At 42.5% G+C, this 25,777-nt stretch carries 21 protein-coding genes and 1 other annotated feature; of the genes, 2 read left to right on the top strand and 19 right to left on the bottom strand.

Features of this window, described 5'->3' with window-relative positions; all coding sequences use genetic code 11:
* Nucleotides 1-73 precede the first annotated feature (73 nt).
* From LCY76_RS11600 to LCY76_RS11585, 4 genes are all read right to left on the bottom strand, one after another.
* A complete protein-coding gene (locus LCY76_RS11600) occupies nucleotides 74-280 on the bottom strand; it encodes a DUF6501 family protein (RefSeq protein ID WP_248252766.1) in 207 nt (68 codons plus the stop codon).
* Between the two features lie 79 nt (nucleotides 281-359).
* Nucleotides 360-1,631 carry a dicarboxylate/amino acid:cation symporter gene (locus tag LCY76_RS11595; RefSeq protein WP_248252765.1) on the bottom strand — a complete coding sequence of 424 codons (1,272 nt, stop codon included), beginning with the start codon at nucleotides 1,629-1,631 and terminating at the stop codon, nucleotides 360-362.
* A 142-nt stretch (nucleotides 1,632-1,773) separates the two neighbouring features.
* On the bottom strand, nucleotides 1,774-2,472 hold the full coding sequence (locus LCY76_RS11590) for a response regulator (protein WP_248252764.1): 699 nt from the start codon (nucleotides 2,470-2,472) through the stop codon (nucleotides 1,774-1,776).
* On the bottom strand, nucleotides 2,469-4,067 hold the full coding sequence (locus LCY76_RS11585) for an ATP-binding protein (protein ID WP_248252763.1): 1,599 nt from the start codon (nucleotides 4,065-4,067) through the stop codon (nucleotides 2,469-2,471). Before LCY76_RS11585 ends, LCY76_RS11590 begins: the two co-directional genes overlap by 4 nt.
* 100 nt (nucleotides 4,068-4,167) lie before the next feature.
* Between LCY76_RS11585 and LCY76_RS11580 the strand changes: the two genes are divergently transcribed.
* Nucleotides 4,168-5,238, top strand: a complete 1,071-nt coding sequence (locus tag LCY76_RS11580; protein WP_248252762.1) for a DctP family TRAP transporter solute-binding subunit — start codon at nucleotides 4,168-4,170, stop codon at nucleotides 5,236-5,238.
* Between the two features lie 50 nt (nucleotides 5,239-5,288).
* Here LCY76_RS11580 and LCY76_RS11575 read toward each other — a convergent pair whose 3' ends face one another.
* From LCY76_RS11575 to aroC, 15 genes are all read right to left on the bottom strand, one after another.
* Nucleotides 5,289-6,755, bottom strand: a complete 1,467-nt coding sequence (locus LCY76_RS11575) for a UDP-N-acetylmuramoyl-L-alanyl-D-glutamate--2,6-diaminopimelate ligase (protein ID WP_248252761.1) — start codon at nucleotides 6,753-6,755, stop codon at nucleotides 5,289-5,291.
* Between the two features lie 110 nt (nucleotides 6,756-6,865).
* Nucleotides 6,866-7,111: a DUF2584 domain-containing protein gene (locus tag LCY76_RS11570; protein ID WP_248252760.1), complete on the bottom strand. Its 246-nt coding sequence runs from the start codon at nucleotides 7,109-7,111 to the stop codon at nucleotides 6,866-6,868.
* 132 nt (nucleotides 7,112-7,243) lie between these two features.
* Nucleotides 7,244-8,527, bottom strand: coding sequence for a 2-oxoglutarate dehydrogenase complex dihydrolipoyllysine-residue succinyltransferase (gene odhB, locus LCY76_RS11565; RefSeq protein ID WP_248252759.1), 1,284 nt, complete (start codon nucleotides 8,525-8,527; stop codon nucleotides 7,244-7,246).
* On the bottom strand, nucleotides 8,520-11,402 hold the full coding sequence (locus LCY76_RS11560; protein WP_248252758.1) for a 2-oxoglutarate dehydrogenase E1 component: 2,883 nt from the start codon (nucleotides 11,400-11,402) through the stop codon (nucleotides 8,520-8,522). Before LCY76_RS11560 ends, odhB begins: the two co-directional genes overlap by 8 nt.
* A gap of 313 nt (nucleotides 11,403-11,715) precedes the next feature.
* The gene (gene rarD / locus LCY76_RS11555; RefSeq protein WP_248252757.1) at nucleotides 11,716-12,648 is read right to left on the bottom strand and encodes an EamA family transporter RarD; all 933 of its coding nucleotides are present in this window, start codon (nucleotides 12,646-12,648) and stop codon (nucleotides 11,716-11,718) included.
* A gap of 134 nt (nucleotides 12,649-12,782) precedes the next feature.
* A complete protein-coding gene (locus tag LCY76_RS11550; protein WP_248252756.1) occupies nucleotides 12,783-13,346 on the bottom strand; it encodes a thioredoxin family protein in 564 nt (187 codons plus the stop codon).
* Nucleotides 13,347-13,407: 61 nt separating this feature from the next.
* The gene (locus LCY76_RS11545) at nucleotides 13,408-14,589 is read right to left on the bottom strand and encodes an NRAMP family divalent metal transporter (RefSeq protein WP_248252755.1); all 1,182 of its coding nucleotides are present in this window, start codon (nucleotides 14,587-14,589) and stop codon (nucleotides 13,408-13,410) included.
* A gap of 13 nt (nucleotides 14,590-14,602) precedes the next feature.
* On the bottom strand, nucleotides 14,603-15,361 hold the full coding sequence (locus LCY76_RS11540) for a LamB/YcsF family protein (RefSeq protein WP_248252754.1): 759 nt from the start codon (nucleotides 15,359-15,361) through the stop codon (nucleotides 14,603-14,605).
* A 3-nt stretch (nucleotides 15,362-15,364) separates the two neighbouring features.
* Nucleotides 15,365-16,333, bottom strand: coding sequence for a 5-oxoprolinase subunit C family protein (locus LCY76_RS11535; RefSeq protein WP_248252753.1), 969 nt, complete (start codon nucleotides 16,331-16,333; stop codon nucleotides 15,365-15,367).
* Nucleotides 16,317-17,036 carry a 5-oxoprolinase subunit PxpB gene (pxpB, locus tag LCY76_RS11530; protein WP_248252752.1) on the bottom strand — a complete coding sequence of 240 codons (720 nt, stop codon included), beginning with the start codon at nucleotides 17,034-17,036 and terminating at the stop codon, nucleotides 16,317-16,319. The genes LCY76_RS11535 and pxpB overlap by 17 nt, the downstream gene beginning before the upstream one ends.
* Nucleotides 17,037-17,648: 612 nt before the next feature.
* Nucleotides 17,649-19,268 (bottom strand): ABC-F family ATP-binding cassette domain-containing protein, encoded by a 1,620-nt coding sequence (locus tag LCY76_RS11525; RefSeq protein WP_248252751.1) that lies wholly within the window; start codon nucleotides 19,266-19,268, stop codon nucleotides 17,649-17,651.
* 188 nt (nucleotides 19,269-19,456) lie between these two features.
* Entirely contained in the window at nucleotides 19,457-20,755 is a 1,299-nt protein-coding gene (gene aroA, locus LCY76_RS11520; RefSeq protein ID WP_419714942.1) for a 3-phosphoshikimate 1-carboxyvinyltransferase, read from the bottom strand.
* A gap of 17 nt (nucleotides 20,756-20,772) precedes the next feature.
* A complete protein-coding gene (locus LCY76_RS11515) occupies nucleotides 20,773-21,873 on the bottom strand; it encodes a prephenate dehydrogenase (RefSeq protein WP_248252749.1) in 1,101 nt (366 codons plus the stop codon).
* Nucleotides 21,866-22,969 carry a 3-dehydroquinate synthase gene (aroB, locus tag LCY76_RS11510; protein WP_248252748.1) on the bottom strand — a complete coding sequence of 368 codons (1,104 nt, stop codon included), beginning with the start codon at nucleotides 22,967-22,969 and terminating at the stop codon, nucleotides 21,866-21,868. The genes LCY76_RS11515 and aroB overlap by 8 nt, the downstream gene beginning before the upstream one ends.
* The gene (gene aroC / locus LCY76_RS11505) at nucleotides 22,969-24,138 is read right to left on the bottom strand and encodes a chorismate synthase (RefSeq protein WP_248252747.1); all 1,170 of its coding nucleotides are present in this window, start codon (nucleotides 24,136-24,138) and stop codon (nucleotides 22,969-22,971) included. The genes aroB and aroC overlap by 1 nt, the downstream gene beginning before the upstream one ends.
* Before the next feature lie 53 nt (nucleotides 24,139-24,191).
* Nucleotides 24,192-24,421: a binding site (T-box leader), on the bottom strand.
* 249 nt (nucleotides 24,422-24,670) lie between these two features.
* Between aroC and LCY76_RS11500 the strand changes: the two genes are divergently transcribed.
* Nucleotides 24,671-25,747, top strand: a complete 1,077-nt coding sequence (locus LCY76_RS11500; protein ID WP_091005683.1) for a bifunctional 3-deoxy-7-phosphoheptulonate synthase/chorismate mutase — start codon at nucleotides 24,671-24,673, stop codon at nucleotides 25,745-25,747.
* Nucleotides 25,748-25,777: the final 30 nt, after the last annotated feature.

The raw sequence follows: 25,777 nt of genomic DNA, 5'->3' as shown, positions 1-25,777 counted from the left end.
ATGGGGCAAAACTTTGCTTCCCTTCTTCTCATCCATGTTCATTCTCCAAACAAAAAACAACAAGCCTATAGGCTTATTGTTTTTCTTGAAAGTACTCCTTATAAAATCCTCCGACTCTGCCCGAGTTATCAACTACAAAATAGAATTCTTCTGTTTCGTTCTTTACTTCGTACGTTTTTCCCTCGGTCAGCACTCGGTCTACCATATACTTTGCTGCATTTGTATGGATACATGTAACCGTTTTGATCGTTGCTTTGTCTTCCCATGATTGGTGGATCATCATTCAGCCTCTTACTTTTGTATACCTTTTTATTTTAAAGGAATCTCTTGTTTTTTAAAAGGACAAAAGAAAAGCCTTTTTACGCCGTTCTTCCCCGAGATTTAAGTTCAAGAAAGGCTTCTTCACTTTTTTTCTCATCAAATTCATTCTCACTCTTTGATACAACGATAGTTGCGATCCCGTTTCCGATCAAATTGATGATCGCCCGGGCTTCACTCATGAAGCGGTCAACCCCAAGCAGTAAAGCCAGTCCTTCTACAGGGATAACATGCATGGCTGAAAGTGTTGAGGCAAGTACGATAAAACCGCCGCCTGTTACAGCCGCGGCACCTTTTGACGTTAACATAAGGATGGCAATGATGGTAATTTGCTGTGAAAGGCTTAAGTCGATATTAAAAACTTGAGCCAGGAATACCACGGCCATTGAAAGATAGATGGAAGTACCGTCCAGATTAAAAGAGTAGCCTGTAGGGATCACCAGTCCGACTACTGACTTGGAACAGCCGAAACGCTCCATCTTGTTCATCATCCTGGGAAGGACAGATTCGGAGGAACTCGTTCCAAGTACAATTAGAATTTCGTCCTTTATGTACTTTAAGTATTTCCATAAACTGAAACCATACATTTTACAGATGATGTTCAACACGAGGACTACGAATAAGATCATCGTCATATAGACGGAAATCATCAGCTTTCCTAATGGCAGCAATGATGAAAGGCCGAAGTTTCCAATGGTGAAAGCCATCGCTCCAAAGGCCCCTATCGGCGCAGCTTTCATGATATAACCGACGACATTAAAAAAGATCTGTAAAAGCTTATCAAAAAAATCAATCACTGGTTTCCCTTTTCCTCCCAGAGCCGTTAATCCGACTCCAAACAATATAGAGAAAAAGAGGACTTGAAGGATATCTCCCTTCGCGAACGCGTCGACCATATTCTGGGGTACAATATGGGTAACGAAATCTACCCAGTTGATTCCTCCTTCCGCACCACCGGAAGTAAATTGAGAAACATCTCCTTTTTGCAGCTTGTTAAAGTCCAGCCCCGCTCCAGGTTTAATGACATTGACAACGATTAAACCAATGATCAGAGCAAATGTAGTGACGACTTCAAAATAAATAAAGGCTTTACCGCCAACCTTGCCTACTTTTTTCATATCCCCCATTTTGGCGATACCTAGAACAATGGTGAGAAAAATAATAGGAGCAATGACCATTTTAACAGCGTTGATGAACGTATCACCCAATGGCTTCATGTTCTTTCCGGCTTCAGGCCATAGCAGCCCCAAAGTGATACCGAGAATAATAGCAATAATGACTTGGAAGGTTAAATTCTTAAACAAGGGTTTCATGTTATTCCTCCTTTATTAGCTAATAACATACTGAAAGCGTTATCATCCATGAAATTGATGATAACGCTTTCAGAAAATTTAGTGAATATTTAGGTTATATTGTCCTTTTTGGTCTTTTTGGTCTTTCGTTAGCCAGATAACCTTAGAATTTCTTCATGAGATATCGATTAACTGGTCTCCCCACCCCTCCATACTGCATATCCAGTATGATTTCTCCACTTTTTTCTAAATACTCAAGATATCTTCTGGCTGTCACACGGGCAATCCCGACCCCTTCAGCTACTTCTTCGGAAGATTTGCCATACGATTGCTCTTGTAGATAGGTGATGATCTGTTTCAGGGTGAGCTGATTCAACCCTTTAGGAATCTCTTTTTGTTCTTGATTTTGATGTTCATTATGTATACCTGATAATACAGTATCCACTTCTTTTTGAGACATTTCACCGTCCGAACAAAATTGTGTGTAATAGTCTTTATATCTTTCCAAAGCTTGCTTAATTCTATCAAACTTAAACGGTTTGATGATATAATCCATCGCACCCTGTTGAAGCAACGTCTGTATCGTGTCCCTATCCTTGGCTGCAGATATAATAATAACATCTACTTTCTCTTTATTTTTCCGTATCTGATAGAGTGTTTCGAGACCATCTTGTTTGGGCATGAAGATATCAAGAATGACAAGGTCCGGCTGTAGTTCCTGAATTTTTTTTACCCCCTCCACTCCGTTAGCAGCACTGCCGGTCACTTCAAAGCCGCTGACTTTTTCAATAAATGCTTTATTTACTTCCTGCACCATCGGATCGTCTTCGATTAAAACAACAGAAATCTTTTTTCTTTTCATGGCTGTCTCCTCCCGTTCATTGGGAACGTGATGTAAAAACTCGTCCCTCCATTTGGATAGGAAGATAGGTTAATGTCCCCTTTTCCCTTATCTATAATCTCTTTAACTAAAAATAAACCAAGTCCCAGTCCTTTTTCACCTTTCGTAGTGACTCCTTTGTCAAAAATGTAAGGCATCAGATGTTCAGGGATTCCTGGACCATTGTCTTCGACCAGGACAGCACAAATTTCACTGTCTTGTTCAATACTGATATCAATTTGTTGTTCAGGAGTATTTGAATCATTTAAGGCATGTATGGAATTTTCTATGAGGTTCCCGAGGATCATTACAAAGTCGTGTTCATTGAGCAGGTAAGGAAGTTCTTCCAAATGGCTCTTGCTGTCGATCAAGACGTTGATTTTCAATTCTTTTCCCCTGCTCACTTTGCTTAAAAGAAGACCTGCAATACTGTCGTTGTTAATATTTTTTGTAACGAATCTCGTCAGATTCTCCTGTTGCTCCGAGATATCAAAAACATACTGAAGCGCTCGTTCACGCTTTTCCAGCTGAATGAGTCCGGCTATCGTATGAAGCTTGTTCAAATGCTCGTGATTTTGAATACGGAGTGCCTCTACGAATGCCTTTACCCCCGTTAGTTCTTCCGCCATTTTTGCAACCTCTGTCCGGTCCTGAAAGATCGCTACAGCTCCGATGACGGAATGATTGACTTTTATTGGAATTCGATTGCTCATAATGATTTTGCCGCTCACATTAATCTCTTGGTTGTACACGGGTTTTCCAAACTCAATAATTTCAGGAAGCCTGGTGTCCGGGATCACCTCGCGTATCGGTTTGCCGGTCAGATTCCCTTCCACTCGAAATATCGATTTTGCTTTTTCATTGAATATGGTGATGTTATCTTTTACATCTACAGCAATTACTCCTTCATGCATAGCATGAAAAGCGGCTGTACTTTCTTCATACATCCGCACAATTTCATGCGGCTCAAGCTCAAACATCTGCTGTTTAATGTGCCTTGCCAGCATCCAGGAACCAAGCAGGCCGAAGAACAGGGTTAATATTATTATAAGAGCGGCCTGTGCTTTCAAGCTTTGCAGGATTTCAAGATAACCCGGAAGTATGTTTCCAACGATAATGACACCAACTTGTTCAAGCTGTTCATTTTTAACAGGCATAAAAGCACGTACAGCAACTCCCAGCTCTCCTTTTGCTTTTGATATGTAGGTATGGTCTGCAAACGCCGGTTCTTCATCTTTGCCTGCTGATCTTGTTCCAATAAGTCTATATACAGGATGAGAGTATCTGACATGATGCATGTTTAAAACGACGATGTAATCTGTACTATTTATCACTCTTATTTTTTCCACAATGGGATTGATGATCGCAGCTCCATCTTTCTTTTGGATCTTCTTCTGTACTTCAGGAAGCTGAGCCACTGTTCGGGCAGTAATCATTGCACGTTTGCCAAGTTCCTCTTCCCTCATATCCACAATTTTACCAATTATGATAATGCCTCCGATCAAAAGGGAAAAAAGAACAATTCCGAACGATAAAATGATGATTTTCCAGCGGATGGGTAATCTTAAAAATTTCATATGGCCAAGCCATTCCTTCCAGTGAATTCTGTGTAATATTGTAACATGGTTTTTAAGTTATGCTAGACTTAATGGAAAAAGAGTACAAAAGAGGCTGAACATGAAACAAATCATTGGAATTTTAATTTTTCTCGTCACAGGCTTATTGCTTTCTTTTTATATAGGCTTTCATTTTAATAGCAAAGAACAGGACCTGGCTTTTGATGATGAACAATCTGGCATTCGAAAACAGATTGTGATCAAATTCAGCCATGTGGTTGCAGAGAACACACCTAAAGGATTGGCGGCGCAAAAATTTGCTGATCTAGTGGATCAAAAATCAAATCACAGAGTGAAGGTGGAGGTATTTCCTAACGGAAGTCTATATTCCGATAAAGAAGAATTGGAGGCATTGAAGGACGGCAGGGTACAAATGATAGCCCCTGCTACATCAAAGCTGGAAGGTGTTTCATCAAAATGGCAGGTTCTTGATTTGCCGTTTGCTTTTCCTACAGAAACAGCGATCAATGATGGGCTGAACGGAGACATAGGGAAATCATTGCTTGCATCCCTTAACAGCCAAAACATAAAAGGCCTTGGTTTTTGGGTGAACGGTTTAAAGCAAATCACCAATAAAAGCCATGCGGTTATTCACCCAAATGATTTTAAGGGTGAAAAGTTCCGTATTATGTCCAGCAATGTACTGAAAAAACAGTTTGAGCTTCTTGGCGGCCAGAGTAAACCGATGGATTTTAATGAAACCTATAGAAATTTGGAATCCGGGAATGTTAGTGGGGAAGAAAATACGATCTCTAACATCTATTCAAAAAAATACTATCGAGTTCAAGATTACATGACGATCAGCAACCATGGTTTTTTAGGGTATGCCCTATTAATGAATGAGGATTATTGGCACAGCCTTCCTGCTAAGGCCAGGCTGATCATACAAGATTCCATAATTGAAACGGTCAAGTGGAACCAGGACCACTATCGATCCATGAATAAAGAGCAGCTGAGTCTTATAAAAAAAGAATCAAATATTCAAATCCACGAACTGACTTCAAAGGAAAAAAAGGAATGGATTGAAAAGTTGAATCCTATCTATAAACAATATGAACCGATAGCAGGCAAAAAATTAATCTCCGAAATAAGAAACATCCAAAGAAAATATGAAAAACAATTATTCCGATAGTATGAGCGGTTGAACATAAATAAAAAACGCCCCTGATGTTCAGAGGCGTTTTAACTGGTAACCATATCTTTTGACGTTTTCAAGAATTGAATGGTCTGTTTATCTGTGGAAGCTGGCAATTTAAAGGATTGTTTGTAGGTTTCCTGACCTTTACCTGTAATGAAAACCCAGTCGCCGTTTTCAGCTTTTTCCCAGGCGTGCTGAATCGCCTGTGTTCTATCAGGTATGATCTCGGCACTTCCGTCCGCAAAATCTTCGTTCAATTTTTGTAGTTCTTCCACCATACGGTCTGAGGGAACACCATTTAGATCATCAAAAGTTAAAATCAATTGTGAGCAGACATCTGAACAAAGCGCAACAATATCTCTTCTCTTGGAAAGATCCCTTTTGCCTCTAAAACCAAGAATATGAATGATCCGTTCGGCATTTTCACGTTCGGCCGTCTGGTAACAGTATTCAATAGCGTCTTCCGTATGGGCATAATCAACAATGAAGGTCGCTCCCGCAGGATGGCTGAACGTTTCAAAACGTCCCGGGACTCCATTAAACGTCGATAGATAGGAGGCAGCTTTCTTCAAAGAAATCCCCATTTTTTGAACAGTTAACAGCGCGCCTAGCGTGTTCCATACATTATGCATACCAGGCAATGGAACCTGGAGAAAATCTGTTGTTTCACCCAGTCTGACTTTAATGGTTGGAAAATACTCAGTACATACGTTCAAGAGCTGCATCTCGTCCTCGCTCTGTTTGCCGAATGTAAGCACATTATTCCCAGATTCGGACAACTTGTTTTGCAGCTTCTTTCCCCATTCATTATGTGAAGCAATAATTGCTGTTCCTTGGCTCTTCATTCGTTTGAACAGTCGAGCTTTCACATTAAAATAAGCTTCTAGGCTTTCGTGATAATCAAGATGATCATTCCCCAAATTTGTAAAAAGAGTATAATCAAATAATATGCCTTCCACCCGTTGCTGCTCAATTCCATGTGAAGAAACTTCCATAATAACGACTTCGTCACGGCTTTCTGCAAGAAGTGATTGTAATTCAAGAGGATCTGGAGTGGTATTTTTGGACTGTATGGCCTGATTATTTATCATGTTGTTTACTGTGCCGATCATTGAGCATGTCATGCCTGACTGCTCAATGATATGTTTTAATAAATAAGCTGTTGTCGTCTTTCCGTTCGTTCCAGTTACTCCGATCATTATATGATTTTTAGATGGGTGGCCATAAAAGTTGCTTGCCAGCCTCGCTAACGCTTTCCTTGAGTCGGAGGTCTGATAATATGGAACGTTTAACCCATTTACATTTTGTTCTCCGACCACCGCAGCTGCCCCATTGGCAATCGCTTGATTAATATAGCGATGCCCATCAGCGCTAAACCCGTTAATTGCTACAAATAAATCCCCTGGCCTGATTTTGCGGGAATTGAATTGAATCCCTTGAATCAGCATTGATGGGTCATGGCTTTCAGGTTGTGCAAATTTAATCCCTTTTAATAGTTCGTCCATTAACATGACTGTGTGCGCCCCTTTATCAACTAAATTGAGCTGTACACATATCATTTCGCTGGACAATCCTGTTTAACGTACTTCGTTTCGACAAATTCCGATAATAATGTCTGGAATTAATTCACAGTATTTAGGTCGATTAATTCATATGTGATTTCTGTATCTCCGTCTTTCCATTTCAGTTCACAAATTTTAGCGATAGCTACAGGCTTTGTTTCCTTTGTTTTTCGAATCTCCAGGGGGATATCGATAGGATATAGCCGATATCCTTCTTTAATTAGCTTATAAAAATTGGACGACTCCAAACGGATTTCTTTGTTCTTTGTAACAATCATAGTATTCAATTCTAATGGCATCCCCATTTTCTCAGCCCTTTCTCTTCTGAATTAGTCTTTCTATTCTTTATTTTAAAGGGAAAAATCCCACTTGCCTACATGCCGCCAAACATTTTTAATCACAAAAAAGCCAGGGATGCGGTCCCTGGCTTCAATTATTTAACCTTGTAATAATAATGACTCTGGGTCTTCCAGCATTTCTTTAACCTTCGCAAGGAAGCTTACTGCTTCACGTCCGTCAACGATACGGTGGTCATATGAAAGTGCAATGTACATCATCGGACGATTTTCCATTCTTTCTGCATCAATAGCAATAGGACGCATTTTGATGCCGTGCATTCCAAGGATCCCAACTTGAGGAGCATTTAGGATCGGTGTAGACATTAAGGAACCAAAAATTCCTCCGTTGGTAATCGTGAACGTACCGCCTTGCAGCTCAGAAAGTGTAAGTTTGTTGTCTCGCGCTTTTTTACCAAGAGAGAGGATTTCTTTTTCGATACCAGCAAAGCTAAGCTTGTCAGCATCTCTTACAACAGGGACAACTAGTCCTTCCTCAGCTCCTACTGCAATTCCGATGTCATAGAACTTCTTAAGAAGTACTTCATCACCTTGAATCTCAGCATTGAGAAGAGGGAATTGTTTTAAAGCACCTACAACCGCTTTTGTAAAGAAAGACATGTATCCGAGTTTCACGTCATTCTGCTGCAAGAAAGCATCTTTTCTTCGTTTGCGGATATCGTTGATCGCCGTCATGTCCACTTCGTTGAAGGTTGTAAGCATCGCTGCTGTTTGCTGTACTTCTACGAGGCGTTTTGCAATCGTTTGGCGGCGGCGGGAAAGTTTGATGCGTTCAACTGGTTTCCCTGACACGTCAGCCGGTTTTGGAGCATTGGATCCTTTTTTCTCCGGAGCTTTTGGTGCCTTTTGTTCAGGCTGACTTGCCGGTTTTTCAGAAGCTGCTTTTACATCCTTAGGGCGTACTCGTCCAAGAGGATCGCGTGCTTCCACTTTTGAAAGATCGATTCCAAGTTCACGAGCAAGCTTGCGTGCTGCAGGTGAAGCTAATGGACGGTCTGTTTCTTTTCTTTGCTCTGTTTCTTTTACTTCTTCAGGCTGCTTGTTTTGTGCAGCTGCCGGAGCTTCAACAGCTGGCTGTACAGTTTCTTGTTTGTTTTCAGATGCAGCTGGAGCTTCACTTGATGCATCCCCTGTTTCTTTTAGTACAGCGATAACATCGCCAACTTCTACCGTATCGCCTTCTTCACGAAGAACTTCTTGAATAATGCCATCATAGTCCGCACTGATTTCAATGTTGACTTTATCCGTTTCAAGTTCGACAATGTTATCGCCTTTTTTAACGTTGTCACCTACATTTTTTAGCCATTGGGCGATCGTGCCCTCGGAGATGGATTCTGCTAGTTCTGGTACTTTAATTTCAATCACGTTCATTGCCTCCCTCTGAAGTTATCGTTTTGGTTTGGTCTGCTCTTAGAGCGACAGATACAATACGCTCTTGTTCTTTTTTATGAATATCAGGGTCTCCGCCTGACGGACTGGATCGGTCTGGACGTCCAATATATTTTACGCTTGCGCTTTCTGGAGCGGCAGCACGCAGCTTGGATTCGATATATGCCCATGATCCCATATTTTTCGGCTCTTCTTGAACCCATGCGACTTCCTCTAAATGTGGGTAGCGCTCAAGAATCTCTTTAACCTCGTTTTTAGGGAACGGATACAGCTGTTCCACGCGAAGGATATGAAGGTGATTCAATTCCTCAGCTTTGCCTTCAGCTTCAGCCGCTAAATCAATAGCAACTTTACCTGTGCAAAGAACGACGCGCTTTACTTGTTCCGCCTTTTTTCCAAGCCCCTCTTGCTCAAGAACCGGTTTGAATTGACCTTCTCCAAGCAGGCTTCCTGCTGAAGATGTTCTTGGATTTCTTAGGAGGCTCTTAGGTGTCATAATGACGAGCGGGCGAACTTCTTCCTTATCCAGAATTGCAGCCTGGCGTCTTAGGATATGGAAGTACTGTGCAGCGCTTGATAAGTTAGCCACTGTCCAGTTATTTTCCGCAGCGAGTTGAAGGAACCTTTCGATTCGGCCGCTTGAATGTTCAGGGCCTTGACCTTCATAACCGTGTGGAAGAAGCATAACCAGACCTGATTTCTGACCCCATTTTGCGCGTCCGGCAGAAATAAATTGGTCGAAGATGACTTGTGCTGCATTTGCAAAGTCTCCATATTGTGCTTCCCAAAGAACAAGAGTTTCAGGTGCGAAAACATTGTATCCATATTCAAAACCGACGACAGATGCTTCAGAGAGCGGGCTGTTATGGATGCCGAATGCTGCTTTTGCCTGCGGAATCTGATGAAGCGGTGAAAATAGTTTTCCGTTTTGGCTGTCATGCAGAACCAGATGTCTTTGAGCGAATGTTCCTCGCTCAACATCTTGTCCGGTAATACGGATCGGCGTACCGTCACTTAAGATGGTTGCAAATGCAAGTGTTTCAGCAAGTGCCCAGTCAACTTTGCTTCCTTCATCAAGAGCATTGGCTCTTCTTGCCAAAATCCGCTCGAGTTTAGGATAGACCGTAAAGCCTTCAGGTCTTTCTAGAAGAGCCTGATTGATTTCTTTTAGTTCATCTATCGCAACAGATGTATCTAGAGCAGGGAATCCCTTGACAATTGTTTCAGGGACTTCTACATCCTTCACTTCTCCATCTTTAGAAATGCCTTTTACTTTTTCATATTCAGCCTGAAGTTTCTGCTGAACGTCGTTATCCATTGTATCGCCTTGGCCTTCTTTGATTACACCTTCAGATTCCAGCTGTTTGGCAAACAACGCACGAACGGTAGGATGGCTGTTGACCTTTTCGTAGGTTGCAGGCTGAGTTACAGCAGGATCGTCCATTTCGTTATGTCCGAAACGGCGGTAACCGATCAAGTCGATCAAGAAGTCTTTTTGAAAACGCATACGGTATTGATAAGCGAGTGTGATTGCAGCGATACAAGCAATCGGATCATCCGCGTTTACATGAACGATCGGAATTTCGAAACCTTTCGCAAGGTCACTTGAATATTTGGTTGAACGTGAATCAGAGCTTTCCGTCGTAAATCCGATCATGTTATTCGCAATGATGTGAACGGATCCGCCGGTTTGATATCCTTTCAAACGGCTGAGGTTAAGTGTTTCAGCAACAATCCCCTCACCTGGGAAAGCCGCATCGCCATGGATTGAAATGGCAAATGATTTATTAACATCCTGCTGAGGATATCCAGGTTCTGTACGCACCTCTTGAGCTGCACGAGTGTATCCGACGACTACCGGATTAACAAACTCAAGGTGGGATGGGTTATTTGCCAGCGTTAATGTTGCTCTGGCTGTGTTTTCTTCAATGGAACGATCTGCTCCAAGGTGATATTTAACGTCACCTGTCCAGCCAAAACTAATTCCTCTTGAACCTTCAGAAGGAATCAGCTCCTTGTTTGGCGAATGATGAAATTCAGCGAAAATTTTCTCGTATGGTTTCCCTAAAGTATGAGCGAGTACATTCAGGCGTCCACGGTGTGCCATTCCGATCATGACGTTGCTTGTACCGCCTTTAACGCTCTGATGAATCATCTCATCGAGCATTGGAACGAGAATGTCAAGACCTTCAATGGAGAAACGTTTCTGTCCGACAAATGTACGGTGCAGGAATTTTTCAAAGCCTTCCACTTCAGTCAGACGCTGTAATAATGCAATCTTTTCTTCATTTGTCATTTCAGGATAGATGAATCCTGATTCTACCATGTTATTTAACCAGTTACGTTCTTCTTCAACGTGCACATGGCTGAACTCATAAGCCATTGATTTCGTATAAATGTCTTTTAGGCGTTTAATCGCTTCCAATCCATTTTGAACATCTCTTGGCGCCTCAGCCCAAATTAAAGAGGCTGGAATCGTTTTCAAGTCCGCCTCGCTCAGTCCATAATGGGATGGTTTCAGCAACTTAATTTCTTTTGACACTTCTTCAAGGGGATGAATTTCTGCTGCCAAATGGCCGTACGTACGGATGTTTTCGGCTAGCTTCGATGCGGCAACAATCTTGCTGACTGAAACTCCGGATGGAGCTTGCTGAGACAGGCTGCTGCGTGCATCTTGATTTGCTTCATCAGAAGATGGTGGCGGACCCCACTCTTCAAACTGTTTTCTTAGTTCCTCGTCAACTGAATTGGGATCAGCTGAATACTGTTCGAACAATTCAATGACATAACCAAGGTTCGGTCCGTAAAATCCCTGCCATGGTGAATCCTGGCTTGGACGGTTTGTGCTCATTGGTTGATACCCCCTGCTGCGTTTTAATATCAAATTTTAACAACTTAAATAGGAGAACGACAAGAAGTTCTCAAAGTTCCTGTTTTTAAAGCAAAAGCAAATCTATCATCATTGAAATACATCCCCTGAATGCTCAACAATAAAACGATTCTTTTACAAATCACGGTAAATTAATTCTTTTGCAATAAAGCGAAAGCAGATTTGAACTTCTTTATTAAACGTTTTCATGGTTATTTTAGCACAGTATGGGCGTAGGTCAAAAGTTAACTTTCAAGAAAATTGACGAAAAGTAGAGGATTACGGCGAAAAATGCTCAAGTACCGTATGTTTTATGCTTATTTTTAGGCTGTAAGCGAGCCATCCACCTTGTTTTAGAAATTGAGAAGATAACCAGAGCCATCCATATTAAAAGAAAAGAAAAAAGACGGGTATTTGAAAAGTCTTCATGATAGAGGAAGACCCCAAGGATAAGCATGATGGTTGGTGCGATGTATTGCAGAAATCCGATCATGGATAAAGAAATCCGTTTAGCACCCTGTGCAAAACATAGTAAAGGAATGGCTGTTACTACTCCCGCTCCCATCAGCAGCAAAGTCACTGTGCTGTTTTGTCCCGCGAAGGCCTCCGTACCCTTCTGCTGGGCAAAAACGATATAGATGAGGGCAAGAGGTGCCACAAACATGGTTTCATAAGTCAGCCCAAGTATAGAATCATAGCTGCCCATTTTTTTTGTGAGGCCATACAGACCAAAGCTCAATGCAAGAGATACGGCAATCCATGGGAATTTTCCGTATTGGAATGTTAGCAGTCCAACCCCGATGAGTGCGACCCCGAATGAAACGATCTGCCAATAATTTAACTTTTCCTTCAGAACAATAATCCCCAATAACACGCTTACAAGAGGGTTGATGTAATAACCCAGACTAGCCTCAACGACATGATTATTATTCACGGCCCAAATATACATCAGCCAGTTGGCACTGATTAAAAGAGATGAAGCCAAAACCGCAAAAAAGTTTTTCTTTTGTAAGAATAGGCTTTGTAAATTGCTGAAGAAAGATGATGTCTTCTTCATAAAAAGGATAACCAGTATCATAAATATAAAAGACCAAAGGATCCGATGGGCAAGTACATCTCCAGATTCAACAGTTTGGAGAGGCTTCCAGTAAAGCGGAAGAAAGCCCCACATCAAGTACGAAAGAGCAGCGTACCAGATGCCGATAGACTGTTCAGTTTGTTTTTCCATTTTTATACCTCAATTCTTTCGGTTCTCTGGGTACTTATTTCTCTATTATAGTGGGTGCCAAATTTATGACAAAATAGTTTGCCTGCAAGACAAAGGGAGCAGCTCCATTTTTGAGCTGCTCCCTTAATCGGTTCTTACAAAAGATTTTTCAGTTCATCTTTTACGCTTTTATTGACGGATTCCCATAGAGCATGGTCTGTTGTCATCCGAGCTCTGAAATTCTGGTACATCTCTTTTTGCTTTTCTTCAAACGATGGATCTTCCTTTGCAGGCAAAGTGCTTCGTTCGTGCATGATCAGAGACTGTACCTCTGGAGAACGAGGCCCCCATACCGCTTTCTCATTTCCCTCTTGATCCATGAAAATGAATTTCGGAATGGCGCGCGCTGTACCGTTGGTTAAATATCGATCCATAAGCTCAAGATTTTCATCACGGATTAAAAAGCGCAGCTCGATACCAGCATATTCTGCAATTCTCTGAATGACCGGAACACATAGCAAAGCATCACCGCACCAGTCAGCCGTAAGCACCACTGCCTTCAGTTCAAGAACAGGAAACTGCTGATAAAGATCCTTGTCTTCATCAGTAAGGGTGAAGCTGTTGTAGATCGACATCAGCTCTTCCTTATTGACTTGCATACTTTCAATATATTCGTCTTTTGTTAAACCTCTTTGAAACCATTCATTTAAATTTTCCAACCTGCTCACCTCTTTCAAATCTATTGTAAAGCGAGGAGTCTGGTTTTAAAAGTATTATATCCTATGAGAACATTTCGTAAAAAGCATTGATTCCCATCACTGCCATGCCAACACAGATGAGTGCACCTACTACCGTCATCCATAATGGATGCTTATATGAGCCGACTATTTTTTTGTTATAGGCAGCAAAAAGCATGACACCAAGAGTAATCGGCAGAATTAAACCGTTCAATGCTCCAACAAGTACCAATACTTTAACAGGGTTTCCAATCGATACAAAGCTTAATGTGGAAAAAAGAATAAACACGACGATTAATAAATTTCCGTATCTTTCAAGCTTTGGATGAAACGTTCGGATGAATGAAACAGACGTGTAGGCAGCACCGATTATTGACGTAACTGCAGCCGACCACATAACAATACCAAAAAGCTTGTAGCCTATGTTTCCTGCGGCATGCTGAAATACAGATGCTGGCGGATTATGAGGATTTAATGTAGCACCGCTTGCTACGACTCCAAGGGCTGCAAGGAAGAGAAAAATCCGCATAATTGAAGCGATCCCGATTGCCGACACTGCACTTTTGTTCACTTCCCCTAACGCTTTTTCCCCTTTAACACCAGCATCAAGCAGGCGATGTCCACCGGCAAATGTAATATAGCCGCCGACCGTTCCGCCGACGAGTGTAACGATGGCCGCGAAATCAATTTTGTCTGGAGCTAACGTCTTTGCGACTGCTTCACCTACCGGCGGAGAGGAGGTAATCGCAACATAAACTGTGAGAGCTACCATAACAAAACCGGCGACCAATGTAAAACGGTCCATCGCTTTTCCGGCTTCTTTAACCAAGAAAATTGAGATGGCGATCGCTCCGCTGATCACTGCACCCGCCTCAGGAGATATTCCGCCGAACATAACATTGATTCCCAGACCAGCTCCGCCTACGTTTCCGATATTGAAAGCAAGTCCGCCAATGACAACTAGCAGTGCAATGAAATAGCCGAGTCCCGGAAGCATCAAATTAGCGATATCCTGTGCTTTTCGCTCAGACACAGCAATAATTCGCCAAACGTTTAATTGCGCTCCGATATCAAGAAGGATGGATATTAAAATAACAAATCCGAAGCTTGCCGCTAATGATTGTGTAAATACAGTAGTCTGTGTTAAGAATCCTGGCCCGATAGCAGATGTTGCCATTAAAAATGCGGCCCCTAACAGGAGCTGCCAATTGCTTTTTTGCTTCATCCGTTTACCTCGCTTATCTGTGTTGTAGTCGTTGAATGCCTTCTTTCTCGAATGCTTTGTTTATCTTTTGTGCAAAAGACAAGGCATGCTCTCCATCACCGTGGATACAGATGGTCTCAGCTTTAATGTCGATATCGCCGGCAGGAGTGCCTACCTTATCGTACTTCACCATCTTTATGACTTGATCGACCGCTTTCTGATCATCGGTCAGAACACTGTTCGGTTCGTTTCTCGGAGTAAGTGTGCCGTCCGCCTGATAGGTTCGATCAGCAAAAACTTCACTGCATGTTTGGAGGCCTGCTGCTTTACCGGCTTCGATCAGCTCGCTCCCTGCAAGGCCAAACAAGATGATTTCCGGGTCTAGTTTATAGATGGCTTCTGAAATTCCACGTGATAGGTCTTTGTTGATGGCAGCCATGTTGTACAAAGCTCCATGCGGTTTGACATGGCGAAGCCTTCCGCCTTCTGCTCGTACAAAGGCTGATAATGCTCCAACTTGATATAGGACATAATCATAGGCTTCCTCTGGAGTAAGATACATATTTCGTCGTCCAAACCCCATGAGGTCAGGCAACCCTGGATGCGCTCCAATGGCTATCTTTTTTTCTAAAGCGAGCTGAACAGTGTGTTTCATTATAGAAGGGTCGCCAGCGTGAAAACCGCAAGCAATATTAGCGGATGAAATAAAATCCATCATCTCTTTATCAAAGCCAATTTGATAACGGCCAAAACTTTCACCCATGTCACAATTCAAGTCTACCGAAAAATTCATGTCCTACCTCTCCCTGTTCTTTAAGCCGATTCCGGTTTTTAAGTAGTTCAGCTGTATTTTTTGAATGATATAATTAATCTGTGCTTCTTCGTCTGATATCTCTTGAAAGACAATCGAGTCTCCCGGTTTTGCCTGTGCAAGCTTTGGCAAGTCAACATACGCCGCCTGTGCAATTTTGGGATATCCGCCTGTCGTTTGGCGATCGGCCATTAATATTATGGGCTTGCCTTCTGATGGAACTTGAACGGTTCCAAAAAGGACAGGTTCGGACAGGATCTCTCGTTGTTCTTCCAGCTGCAGGGCATTACCCTCAGCCCTATACCCCATTCTGTCAGACTGTGTAGAGATCTTAAATCCTTCATTAAAAAAAGCGGTTTGGCTATCCTTAGTAAAAAGTTCAAAATGTCTTCCTTTAACTGCTCGGATCGTGTTCTTATTTGAGTAAACTGCTCTTAATTCATGACTTACAAACCAATTTATTGAAATGGGATGAAAGGAGTGTCCATCTGTACATACTGATAGAGTATCACCTTCTTTGAGTGCTCTGCCTTTGTAACCTCCAATGCCTGCACGCAAATATGTGCTTTTGCTCCCCATCTCCCGCTTTGTATCAAAACCTCCAGCTACAGCAATGTAGGCCCGGCATCCCCACTTGCACTTTCCGAATTCCAGAACATCCCCTTGTTTAACGGAGATTGTTCTCCAGTTCTCAATGGGTTTTTCATTAAGAGACGGGGTGAGATCAGCACCGCAGATAGCAATGTATGTATCGATCCCAAAAGTAAGCTTAGGGCCGGTCAGTGTGACTTCAAGCGTTGCTTCTCCTTCCGGATTTCCAACTAGCAGATTGGCTGCAGTATGTGCAAAAGGATCCATCGCTCCATTTACAATGACCCCATATTGCTGATAAGTATAGCGTCCGAGATCCTGAAGGCTGGTCAGCATCCCAGGTTTATCAATCTTGATGGTCATCTTCAGCCTCCCATGAATGATATTCTTCTGTTGTAATCTCATAAAACTCAACTTGATCTCCAGCCTCAAGCAGTGTTGGCGGATTATCATCAGGCCTGAACAGTTCAAGGGGCGTCCTGCCGATCAATTGCCAGCCACCGGGAGTTTCAATTGGGTAAATCCCTGTCTGTTCTCCTGCAATTCCCACGCTTCCTTTTGGAATGGACAGGCGGGGAGAGGAAAGCCTTGGAGCAGCAATTTCAGAAGACATGCCTCCTAAAAAAGGAAACCCGGGTGCGAAGCCGAGCATATAAACGTAGCAGGTCTTCTCAGTATGTATCTTTATCACTTCTTTTTCTGTAAGCTTGTTAAGTTTCGCCACGTTCCGAAGGTCAGGACCAAAGTCTCCCCCGTAACAAACTGGAATTCTTATAACCCTTCCTGCGGAAGCGCTTTCTTTCGGCATAGATTCAATACGCATTTCAATCCGATTTTTTGCAAGTTCAAATGCTGATTTTTCAGGGTGTACAAATTTCATAGGATCGTATAGTACAGTAAGTGTGGTGTAAGCAGGAACTGTTTCAATAAACCCATCAAAAGGGTTTTCATTGAGCCATCTAGAGATTTCATGAATTTGCTGATTTATTTCTTCACTGACCTCATGGCCAAATTCCATGAGAATTCCAGCTTCCCCAAAGCGGAAATAATTAATATCTTGAAACATTGCAGCATCCTTTCTAAATTAATAATATTCACACTATACAAATAAACAATTTAAAAAACAAGGGAATTCAGACAATGGAAAATTATTCTACTATATCAATACAACAATTCATAGAAAGAAATGTTAATATTTTCAGATAAATAGAATTTATTGAAATTCCCTGCCTAGTACAATTGCATCAGAAGTATATAGTCTATATTTCCCGATTGAATAAAAATCAATCAGAGAAAGGAATGTAATGGTGGCCATTTCAAATAAACTTATTTCCTTATTTTTCCTGTCTATTGCGGCGATTATCCCAGTGTTCTCCATCCCATATGCATTATGTTCTGCTTCTTACTCTGGTTCCTGCCTTCATGGGGTACAATTTTTGCGTAATGATTTAATTCATCCTTGTGCAGCTACTTATATGACAAGAATCATTAATTGTTTTATCTCTTGCTGCTGCTTTTCTCTTAGGCTTGTTAACTGTCTTTATCTGGTTATATTTACCACAAAAAAATAAAAAATAAACTTAGAGCTGTACCGGTGCGTTTTGAGACTATTCGATACCACTTTTTTGCTGGCAATTGGAAGTTTGTACAAATAAAAAAACGGCCTAGGGCCGTTTTTTTATTTGTACATCTTTTCTCTTTGTTTTTGAAGCTCTTCGTTTTCAAGAAACTCATCATAGGACATTTGTTTATCAAGAAGTCCATTCGGTGTAATTTCAACAATTCTGTTTGCGATGGTTTGAACAAACTGATGGTCATGAGATGTAAATAAGATGGACCCTTTGTAGCTGATCAAACCATTGTTCAATGCAGTAATGGATTCTAGATCCAGGTGATTTGTCGGATCATCCAATAATAAGACATTGCTGCCGCTGAGCATCATTTTGGAAAGCATACAGCGGACCTTTTCTCCTCCAGAAAGTACTTTTGATTTTTTCAGTACTTCTTCACCGGAAAACAGCATACGTCCCAAGAAACCACGCAAAAAGCTTTCTGATTGATCGACAGGAGAGTATTGGCGCAGCCAGTCAACAAGGTTAAGCTCATTATTTTCAAAATAGGAAGTATTGTCTTTTGGGAAATAAGCCTGTGATGTTGTAACTCCCCATTTGAAGCTGCCGCTGTCTGCTTCCATTTCACCCATTAAGATTTTAAAGAGGACAGTTACTGCGTTTTCATCGTTGCCGACAAATGCAATTTTATCACCCTTGTTCATTGTAAAGCTAACGTTGTTTAATACTTTTTCCCCATCAATGGTTTTGCTGAGGTCCTTCACCATAAGAAGGTCATTGCCGATTTCACGGTCAATGGAAAAGTTTACGAAAGGATAACGGCGGGTAGAAGGCCGAATATCATCCAACGAGATTTTGTCGAGCAATTTTTTTCTGGAGGTTGCCTGTTTTGATTTAGATGCATTCGCACTGAATCGGGCAACGAAATTTTGAAGCTCTTTGATTTTCTCTTCTTTTTTCTTGTTTTGTTCCTGTGCCATTTTTAATGCAAGCTGGCTGGACTCATACCAGAAATCATAGTTTCCAACATAAAGCTGAATCTTTCCAAAATCCAAATCAGCCATGTGGGTACAAACTTTATTCAAGAAGTGGCGGTCATGGGATACCACAATGACGGTGTTTTCAAAGTTGATCAAAAATTCTTCAAGCCATTGGATCGCACGCAGATCCAAGTGGTTTGTCGGCTCATCCAGAAGCAGAATATCCGGTTTCCCAAATAAAGCTTGAGCAAGCAATACTTTTACTTTTTCAGACCCTGAAAGGTCAGCCATCTTTTTATAATGAAGATCTTCACCGATACCTAATCCTTTTAATAGGATGGCAGCTTCAGACTCTGCCTCCCAGCCGTTCAGCTCTGCGAATTCGCCTTCAAGCTCGGCAGCTTTAATTCCGTCTTCATCAGAGAAATCGGCTTTCATATAGATCGCGTCTTTTTCCTGCATGATTTGGTACAAGCGGGCATGCCCCATAATAACGGTTTGCAGTACTTCATTTTCTTCGTATTCGAAGTGGTTTTGTTTTAAGACAGCAAGACGTTCGCCGGGTGTTATATTAACATCTCCGGTTTGAGGTTCGATTTCACCGGAAAGAATTTTGATAAACGTTGATTTTCCAGCTCCGTTAGCTCCGATCAAGCCATAGCAGTTTCCTGGGGTGAACTTAATGTTTACATCTTCAAAAAGCTTTCGGTCGCCGTAGCGGAGACCTACATTTGTTACTGTGATCATAGTTATATTTCTCCTTCGCTAATTCCATACTCTCAATGATTGTATCATACCATATCCTTCGGGCATACATCCAAGCAAGAATGTTAAGGACTCCTTCACATACAACTTAAAAAGCGGAGAGCCTCATTGGCCTCTCCGCAGTTTATGCTCTGTATTGAATTTTTTCTACTATATTAAAGGTGTGCAAACTAAACTCTGCTATTTTTGCTCTGCAGGTGATCGAGCTCTCCGAAAAAGCCAGGATACGAAACGGCTACAGCCTCACTGTTTAACAGCGTGGTTTCACCTTTACACAGGCAGGATGCGACAGCGAGCATCATGCCGATCCGGTGATCTCCATGGCTGTCTACATCGGCTCCCTTTAGTAATGATGTTTCGCTAATGATCATCCCATCGGAAGTCGCTTCAATTTTTGCGCCCATTTTTTTCAGTTCGTGAACGACAGTATCAATCCTGTTTGTTTCTTTCACTTTTAGTTCCGCCGCATCTTTGATCACTGTTACCCCTGATGCTTGAGTGGCAGCCAGAGCAATAATTGGAATCTCATCTATTAACCTGGGAATGATCTCTCCGCTGATCTCAATTCCTTTAAGTTTTGAAGTTCTTACTGTAAGGTCCGCGTATGGCTCAGCACCCTCCCCTTCTATCGGTGAAATGGTAATATCTGCGCCCATTTGTTTTAGAACATCGATGACCCCTGTCCTCGTTGGATTCATCCCTACTTTTTTCAAAGTGATCTCACTCTCGGGTACAATGGAGCCAGCGACAAGGAAAAAAGCGGCAGATGAAATATCTCCGGGTACTTCTATATGTGTTCCTTTTAAACCTTGACCGCCTTTTATACTTGCTGTGTTGCCATCGACAGCAACCTTGCAGCCAAACGCTCCAAGCATCCGCTCAGTATGATCACGGGATTTATGTGGTTCTGTAACAGATGTTGTTCCTTCTGCAGATACCCCTGCAAGCAAGATCGCTGATTTCACTTGTGCACTGGCAACCGGCGACTGATAATCGGTCCCCTTGCAATGTCCTCCTCGTATGCTTAAAGGAACAAAATTTCCTTCATCTCTTCCTTCAATGGCAGCACCCATACCTCTTAACGGGCCGGTTACCCTTTTCATTGGCCGTTTCGCAATGGATGCATCACCGGTAATACAGGAATGAAATGGTGTATTTGCAAGGATGCCAAGCATAAGCCGAATCGTAGTGCCGGAGTTTCCGACATCCAAAATATCAACAGGTTCTTTGAGCCCTTCTAATCCTTTTCCTTCTATTATAACTGTGTCATTTTCCTGATGAATACTGACTCCCATTTTTCTGAAGCAATCAATGGTACTTAAACAATCATCTCCAGTAAGGAATCCTTGAACAGTTGTACGTCCTTCAGCAATTGAACCGAACATAACCGCCCGGTGAGAGATGGATTTATCTCCAGGTATTTGGATGGTTCCTTGCAGACCGGAAACTGGCTTTAATCGTTTTGACATCAAATTGGCCTCCTTTGCTACATTGCAATGTAGGTGGTAAATTGCAGGTGTTCAAGACTCTCTTTTGCTTGCTGGCGGTCCCCCTCCGACTGGAAGCTGACTCGAAGTACTCCGTAAATATCCTCTCTTGCCTCAATCACTCGGATATTCGTAATGCTGATCTTTTTCTCAGCAAGAATAGAAGTAACACGGGAAATCACTCCGACATCATCGATTATGTCTACATACAGATCATAAAACGATGTGATAGCACCTTTGGCTTTAATCGGAAGAGCATCCCGATATTGTTTTGCACCTGAAAAGTAATCATGTAAACCTTGGTCGCTTCCACTTTTAACAAGATCCTTCACACATTCCATTTCCATGATCCATTCATCAATAAAGGTTAAAATGTTTTCCTTGTTGTGCTTGATAATGTCTTTCCACATTACAGGACTGCTGGAAGCGATTCTAGTGATATCTTTAAAGCCGCCAGCAGCAAGGTCGTTAACTTGTTGGTGTTCGTGGGAATAATGCTCTACTTGGCGTACAAGGCTCGCTGCGACGACATGGGGAAAGTGACTGACGACCCCGGTAAGAAGATCGTGTTTCTCGGCATCCATGACGATGAATTTTGCATGTGTCCCTTTTAGCCAGTCCTTTAATTCTTCTATTCTTTGGTCAGGAGTTTCTGGCCCAGGTGTGATCATATAGAACGCATTTTCAAACAGATGTGCTTTGGCACTGCCCGGTCCTGATTTATGAGATCCGGCCATCGGATGGCCTCCGATGAATGTAATGCCTTTATCTTCTATGGAAGAAGCTTTTTCCATGATTCTGGATTTTGTGCTGCCGACATCTGTGATGAGGGCACCTGGGGGGATGGTAAAGGCAGCAAACCATTCAAGCAGTCTTTCCGTTTCCTCCACCGGTGTAGCCAATACAATCAGATCGGCCATCTCTGCTTCTTTTTGGAGATCAGTACAGATTGTGTCAATGATACTGAGCCGTTTTGCGAGGTTGGCATGATCAGCAGAAATATCATGTCCTATGATGGTGCAAGAATGTTCTTTTTTTATAGCCATTGCGATGGATCCGCCAATAAGGCCTAATCCAATCAGCAGAACCCGTTTATTCACTGTATTGCTCCTTGTCTGTCAAAATAAATTCTTGGAGAGAGTCTAATAGGAAGGAGTCATTGACTTCTTGAACATAGGCTTGTCCAATCTCCTCCAGAAGCACCATATTCACATGGCCCATCGTCGATTTTTTATCTCTTTTCATGGTTTCAAGCAACTCTACTGCTTCCAGTTGAGGAGGAAGTGCAGGAAATTGATAATCATGAAGCCAGTCACTGATCATATTATAATGAAGATTTTTGCCGGAGATCGATTCGCTGAGCTTCAATGCGAACCGCATTCCGATTGATACGGCATCACCATGGGAGATCGCACCATAACCAGCTTTGCTCTCAATCGCATGTCCGAGAGTATGGCCAAAATTCAAGATCGCACGCAATCCGCTTTCTCTCTCATCTTGTGATACGACTTGTGCTTTTATTGAAATAGCTCTCTTCAATAAATAAGCCAGTTTATCTTCAGAAATATCTTGTAATCCAGAAACTTCTTTAACCAGCCAATAATAGAATTCCTCATCAGCAATAAGAGAATGCTTGATGACTTCTGCAAATCCTGATCTCCACTCTGCTTCGGGCAGAGATTTCAAAAAAGCAGTAGAATAAAAAACTGCTTCAGGCTGATGGAAAACGCCGACCATGTTTTTTCCGAGAGGGTGATTGATCCCCGTTTTTCCGCCTACCGCACTGTCATGAGCTAATAGAGTTGTTGGCACTTGTATGAAACGGATGCCTCTCATATATGTTCCTGCTACAAAACCGGCTAGGTCTCCGATCATTCCTCCGCCAAGGGCGAGGATCAGCGAATGTCGATCCAATCCTTGCTCCAGAGCGAACGTCAGACACTCATAATAATTATGAAATGATTTTTCCTTATCGCCGCTCGGTACAACAAAGGAATGCAGCGATTGGCCGATATTTTCAAGTTTCCCTGCCGTTTCTTTGAGATAAAGGCTGCTTACGGTCTCATCCGATAGTATAAGGATACTCGTCACTCTTGGAGACAAAGCCTGAATGAAATCAGGCAGTTCTTCGAGAACAGTTCCTCCTATGAAGACTGGGTATCGCTTGGAATCCGTGTTAATCTTCATGGTTTCCATTAAAACTCACGCGCCTGACGGTTATGCCGTTCGATGTTTTCTTTAATTCGTTCCATGTTGTCTACTCCGAACTGTTCAACAATGGCTGCTGCCAGCTCCCAAGCCACTACAGCTTCCGCTACCACGCTCGCTGCCGGCACTGCGCAGCTGTCTGAGCGTTCAATGCTGGCCTGGAATGGTTCCTTAGAATCAATGTCAATACTTTGAAGAGGTTTGTATAGAGTTGGAATTGGTTTCATTACTCCTCTGACGACGATTGGCATTCCGGTCGTCATTCCTCCCTCTAATCCGCCAGCGTTATTGGTTCGTCGAGTATAACCATCTTCTTCATTCCAAAGGATTTCGTCATGAACGAGGCTTCCCGGTTTATGAGCGGCTTCAAATCCGATGCCGATCTCTGCACCTTTAAATGCGTTGATGCTCATGATGGCCGCTGCAAGCTTTGCATCAAGCTTCCGATCATAATGAACATAACTACCAACCCCGACGGGCATGCCTTCTACAATCACTTCAACGATGCCTCCGATTGAGTCACCCTTCTCCTTCGCCTCGTCGATGGCATGCATCATTTTCTTTCCAGCCGTTTCATCCAAACAGCGTACAGGAGAAGCTTCTGTTCTTTCCTGGAGGTCTTCTAAGGATTCAAAGGATAGCTGCTCCGCTACGACTCCTCCAATTTCAATCACGTGGCCGCCGACTTTTATCCCAAGCTCCTTCAGAAGCTGTTTTGCTACTGCACCTGCCGCTACTCTCACTGTAGTCTCTCTGGCAGATGACCGTTCCAAAACGTTCCTCATATCTCTATGGTTATACTTGATGGCTCCGTTTAGATCAGCATGCCCCGGTCTAGGTCTTGTGATCTGGCGTTTTACTTCATCACTGTCCTCTTCCAAAGGTTCGGCCCCCATGATCTTCGTCCAGTGTTTAAAATCCCGGTTCTCTACGGCAAGAGTTATCGGAGATCCGAGCGTGTAGCCGTGGCGGACACCACTGTTGATAATAGCTTGGTCCTTTTCAATCTGCATCCTTCTTCCGCGGCCATGCCCTTTCTGCCTGCGGGAGAGTTCTTCGTTAATCTCTGCTGCTGTCAGTGGCAGTCCTGATGGAATGCCTTCCAGAATAGTTGTGAGCTGCGGGCCGTGTGATTCTCCGGCAGTTAAATACCTCATAATATTGCCTCCTTATTTTTCTTTAGAGATACAAAAAAGTCCCTGCTATAAATAGCAGGGACGAATTTATTCGCGGTACCACCCTCATTGCGGAAAATAATTCCGCCACTTCATTCACGGATAACGGAGTAAACCGTCCTTTTCTACTGAACCATGAAACAGGATCGTTCAAAAAGGAAGCTCGAGGGTGTAATTCGCATTCTCCTTTGTACTGGTTCGCACCGTCCACCAGCTCTCTTAAAACAGGGAGAAGAATACTACTGTTGCCTGTCATTGCGATCGTTTAATTGTATTATATCAAGTTTTAACACGGTTAGAGGCGATTGTAAAGGGGGATAGCCCATATTTTTGAAAATTAACAAAGCCTTTGAAGAAATCTGAAAATAACCCCTTGACAAGATATACTATCGTGCTTTAAAGTAGCAAACAATACTCAAAAAATTATTCGAAAAAGGGCCGGCGCCGCCCTTATAAAAGAAACAATTTTGAAGGAGTAAACACCTATTCTATAAATCATGAGGAGGAGCTTAGGATGTCAAAAGAACTGGAAGAACTTCGCAGTGAGATCGAATCCGTCGATCAAAAGATTCTTGATTTGTTAAACGACCGTGCTTCCATCGTACAAGAGATTGGAAAATTAAAAGAAATGCAGGGTGTTAAGCGTTTTGACCCTGTACGTGAACGCAAGCTTCTTGATCTGATTGAAGACCGTAATAAAGGGCCGTTCGAAACGTCTACCCTTCAATATATTTTTAAACAAATTTTCAAAGCCAGCCTTGAGCTGCAGGAAGATGATAACCGTAAAGCGCTGCTGGTTTCCCGTAAAAAGAAACCTGATGATACCATTATAAACATAAAAGGCGAGCTTATTGGAACAGGTGAGCAGCATTTTGTGATGGGACCTTGTGCGGTTGAAAGCTACGATCAGGTCAAACAAGTGGCAAAGGCATTAAAAGATCAAGGATTGACGCTTATGCGCGGCGGAGCGTTTAAACCCCGTACTTCTCCTTATGATTTCCAAGGTCTTGGCATGGAAGGACTTAAAATCTTAAGACAAGTTGCTGATGAAGAGAACCTCGCTGTTATCAGTGAGATTTTAAATCCAAACGATCTGGAAGAAGCTCTGGATTATGTGGACGTCGTTCAAATCGGTGCACGCAACATGCAAAACTTCGAACTTTTAAAAGCAGCTGGCGCGATCAGAAAGCCAGTATTATTAAAACGCGGTCTATCTGCAACGATTGAAGAGTTCATGTACGCAGCAGAATACATCCTGGCTCAAGGAAACGACCAAATCATTCTCTGTGAGCGCGGAATCCGTACGTATGAAAAAGCAACACGGAATACGCTCGATATTTCTGCTGTTCCGATTCTTAAAAAAGAAACTCACCTTCCAGTTATGGTCGATGTGACCCACTCTACCGGAAGAAGGGATCTATTGCTTCCTGCGGCAAAAGCAGCGCTAGCGATCGGTGCTGACGGCGTTATGGCTGAAGTTCATCCGGATCCAGCTGTCGCTCTATCTGACTCTGCACAGCAAATGAATATTCCTCAGTTCCACGAGTTCATGAATGAACTGAAAAAACATTCGGTTGTTCATTCTTCCTAAATTGTAAAAAGATGGTCCATCCGGGATCAT

This window comes from Fictibacillus marinisediminis (genome assembly GCF_023149135.1).
GTDB classification, from domain to species: Bacteria; Bacillota; Bacilli; order Bacillales; family Fictibacillaceae; genus Fictibacillus_C; species Fictibacillus_C marinisediminis.
Note: the sequence above shows the minus strand (reverse complement) of the source record. Positions and strands in the feature narration are given on the sequence as shown.

Excerpts from the sequence above, each read along its gene's own strand:
- LCY76_RS11545 (WP_248252755.1), bottom strand. The coding sequence starts at position 14,589 with ATGAAGCAAAAAAGCAATTGGCAGCTCCTGTTAGGGGCCGCATTTTTA.
- LCY76_RS11585 (WP_248252763.1), bottom strand. The coding sequence starts at position 4,067 with ATGAAATTTTTAAGATTACCCATCCGCTGGAAAATCATCATTTTATCG.
- LCY76_RS11535 (WP_248252753.1), bottom strand. The coding sequence starts at position 16,333 with ATGACCATCAAGATTGATAAACCTGGGATGCTGACCAGCCTTCAGGAT.
- LCY76_RS11570 (WP_248252760.1), bottom strand. The coding sequence starts at position 7,111 with ATGGGGATGCCATTAGAATTGAATACTATGATTGTTACAAAGAACAAA.
- pxpB (WP_248252752.1), bottom strand. The coding sequence starts at position 17,036 with ATGTTTCAAGATATTAATTATTTCCGCTTTGGGGAAGCTGGAATTCTC.
- LCY76_RS11595 (WP_248252765.1), bottom strand. The coding sequence starts at position 1,631 with ATGAAACCCTTGTTTAAGAATTTAACCTTCCAAGTCATTATTGCTATT.
- aroB (WP_248252748.1), bottom strand. The coding sequence starts at position 22,969 with ATGGAAACCATGAAGATTAACACGGATTCCAAGCGATACCCAGTCTTC.
- LCY76_RS11540 (WP_248252754.1), bottom strand. The coding sequence starts at position 15,361 with ATGAATTTTTCGGTAGACTTGAATTGTGACATGGGTGAAAGTTTTGGC.
- aroC (WP_248252747.1), bottom strand. The coding sequence starts at position 24,138 with ATGAGGTATTTAACTGCCGGAGAATCACACGGCCCGCAGCTCACAACT.
- LCY76_RS11560 (WP_248252758.1), bottom strand. The coding sequence starts at position 11,402 with ATGAGCACAAACCGTCCAAGCCAGGATTCACCATGGCAGGGATTTTAC.
- aroA (WP_419714942.1), bottom strand. The coding sequence starts at position 20,755 with ATGTCAAAACGATTAAAGCCAGTTTCCGGTCTGCAAGGAACCATCCAA.
- LCY76_RS11500 (WP_091005683.1), top strand. The coding sequence starts at position 24,671 with ATGTCAAAAGAACTGGAAGAACTTCGCAGTGAGATCGAATCCGTCGAT.
- LCY76_RS11590 (WP_248252764.1), bottom strand. The coding sequence starts at position 2,472 with ATGAAAAGAAAAAAGATTTCTGTTGTTTTAATCGAAGACGATCCGATG.
- LCY76_RS11575 (WP_248252761.1), bottom strand. The coding sequence starts at position 6,755 with ATGTTAATGGACGAACTATTAAAAGGGATTAAATTTGCACAACCTGAA.
- LCY76_RS11580 (WP_248252762.1), top strand. The coding sequence starts at position 4,168 with ATGAAACAAATCATTGGAATTTTAATTTTTCTCGTCACAGGCTTATTG.
- LCY76_RS11600 (WP_248252766.1), bottom strand. The coding sequence starts at position 280 with ATGATCCACCAATCATGGGAAGACAAAGCAACGATCAAAACGGTTACA.
- rarD (WP_248252757.1), bottom strand. The coding sequence starts at position 12,648 with ATGGAAAAACAAACTGAACAGTCTATCGGCATCTGGTACGCTGCTCTT.
- LCY76_RS11525 (WP_248252751.1), bottom strand. The coding sequence starts at position 19,268 with ATGATCACAGTAACAAATGTAGGTCTCCGCTACGGCGACCGAAAGCTT.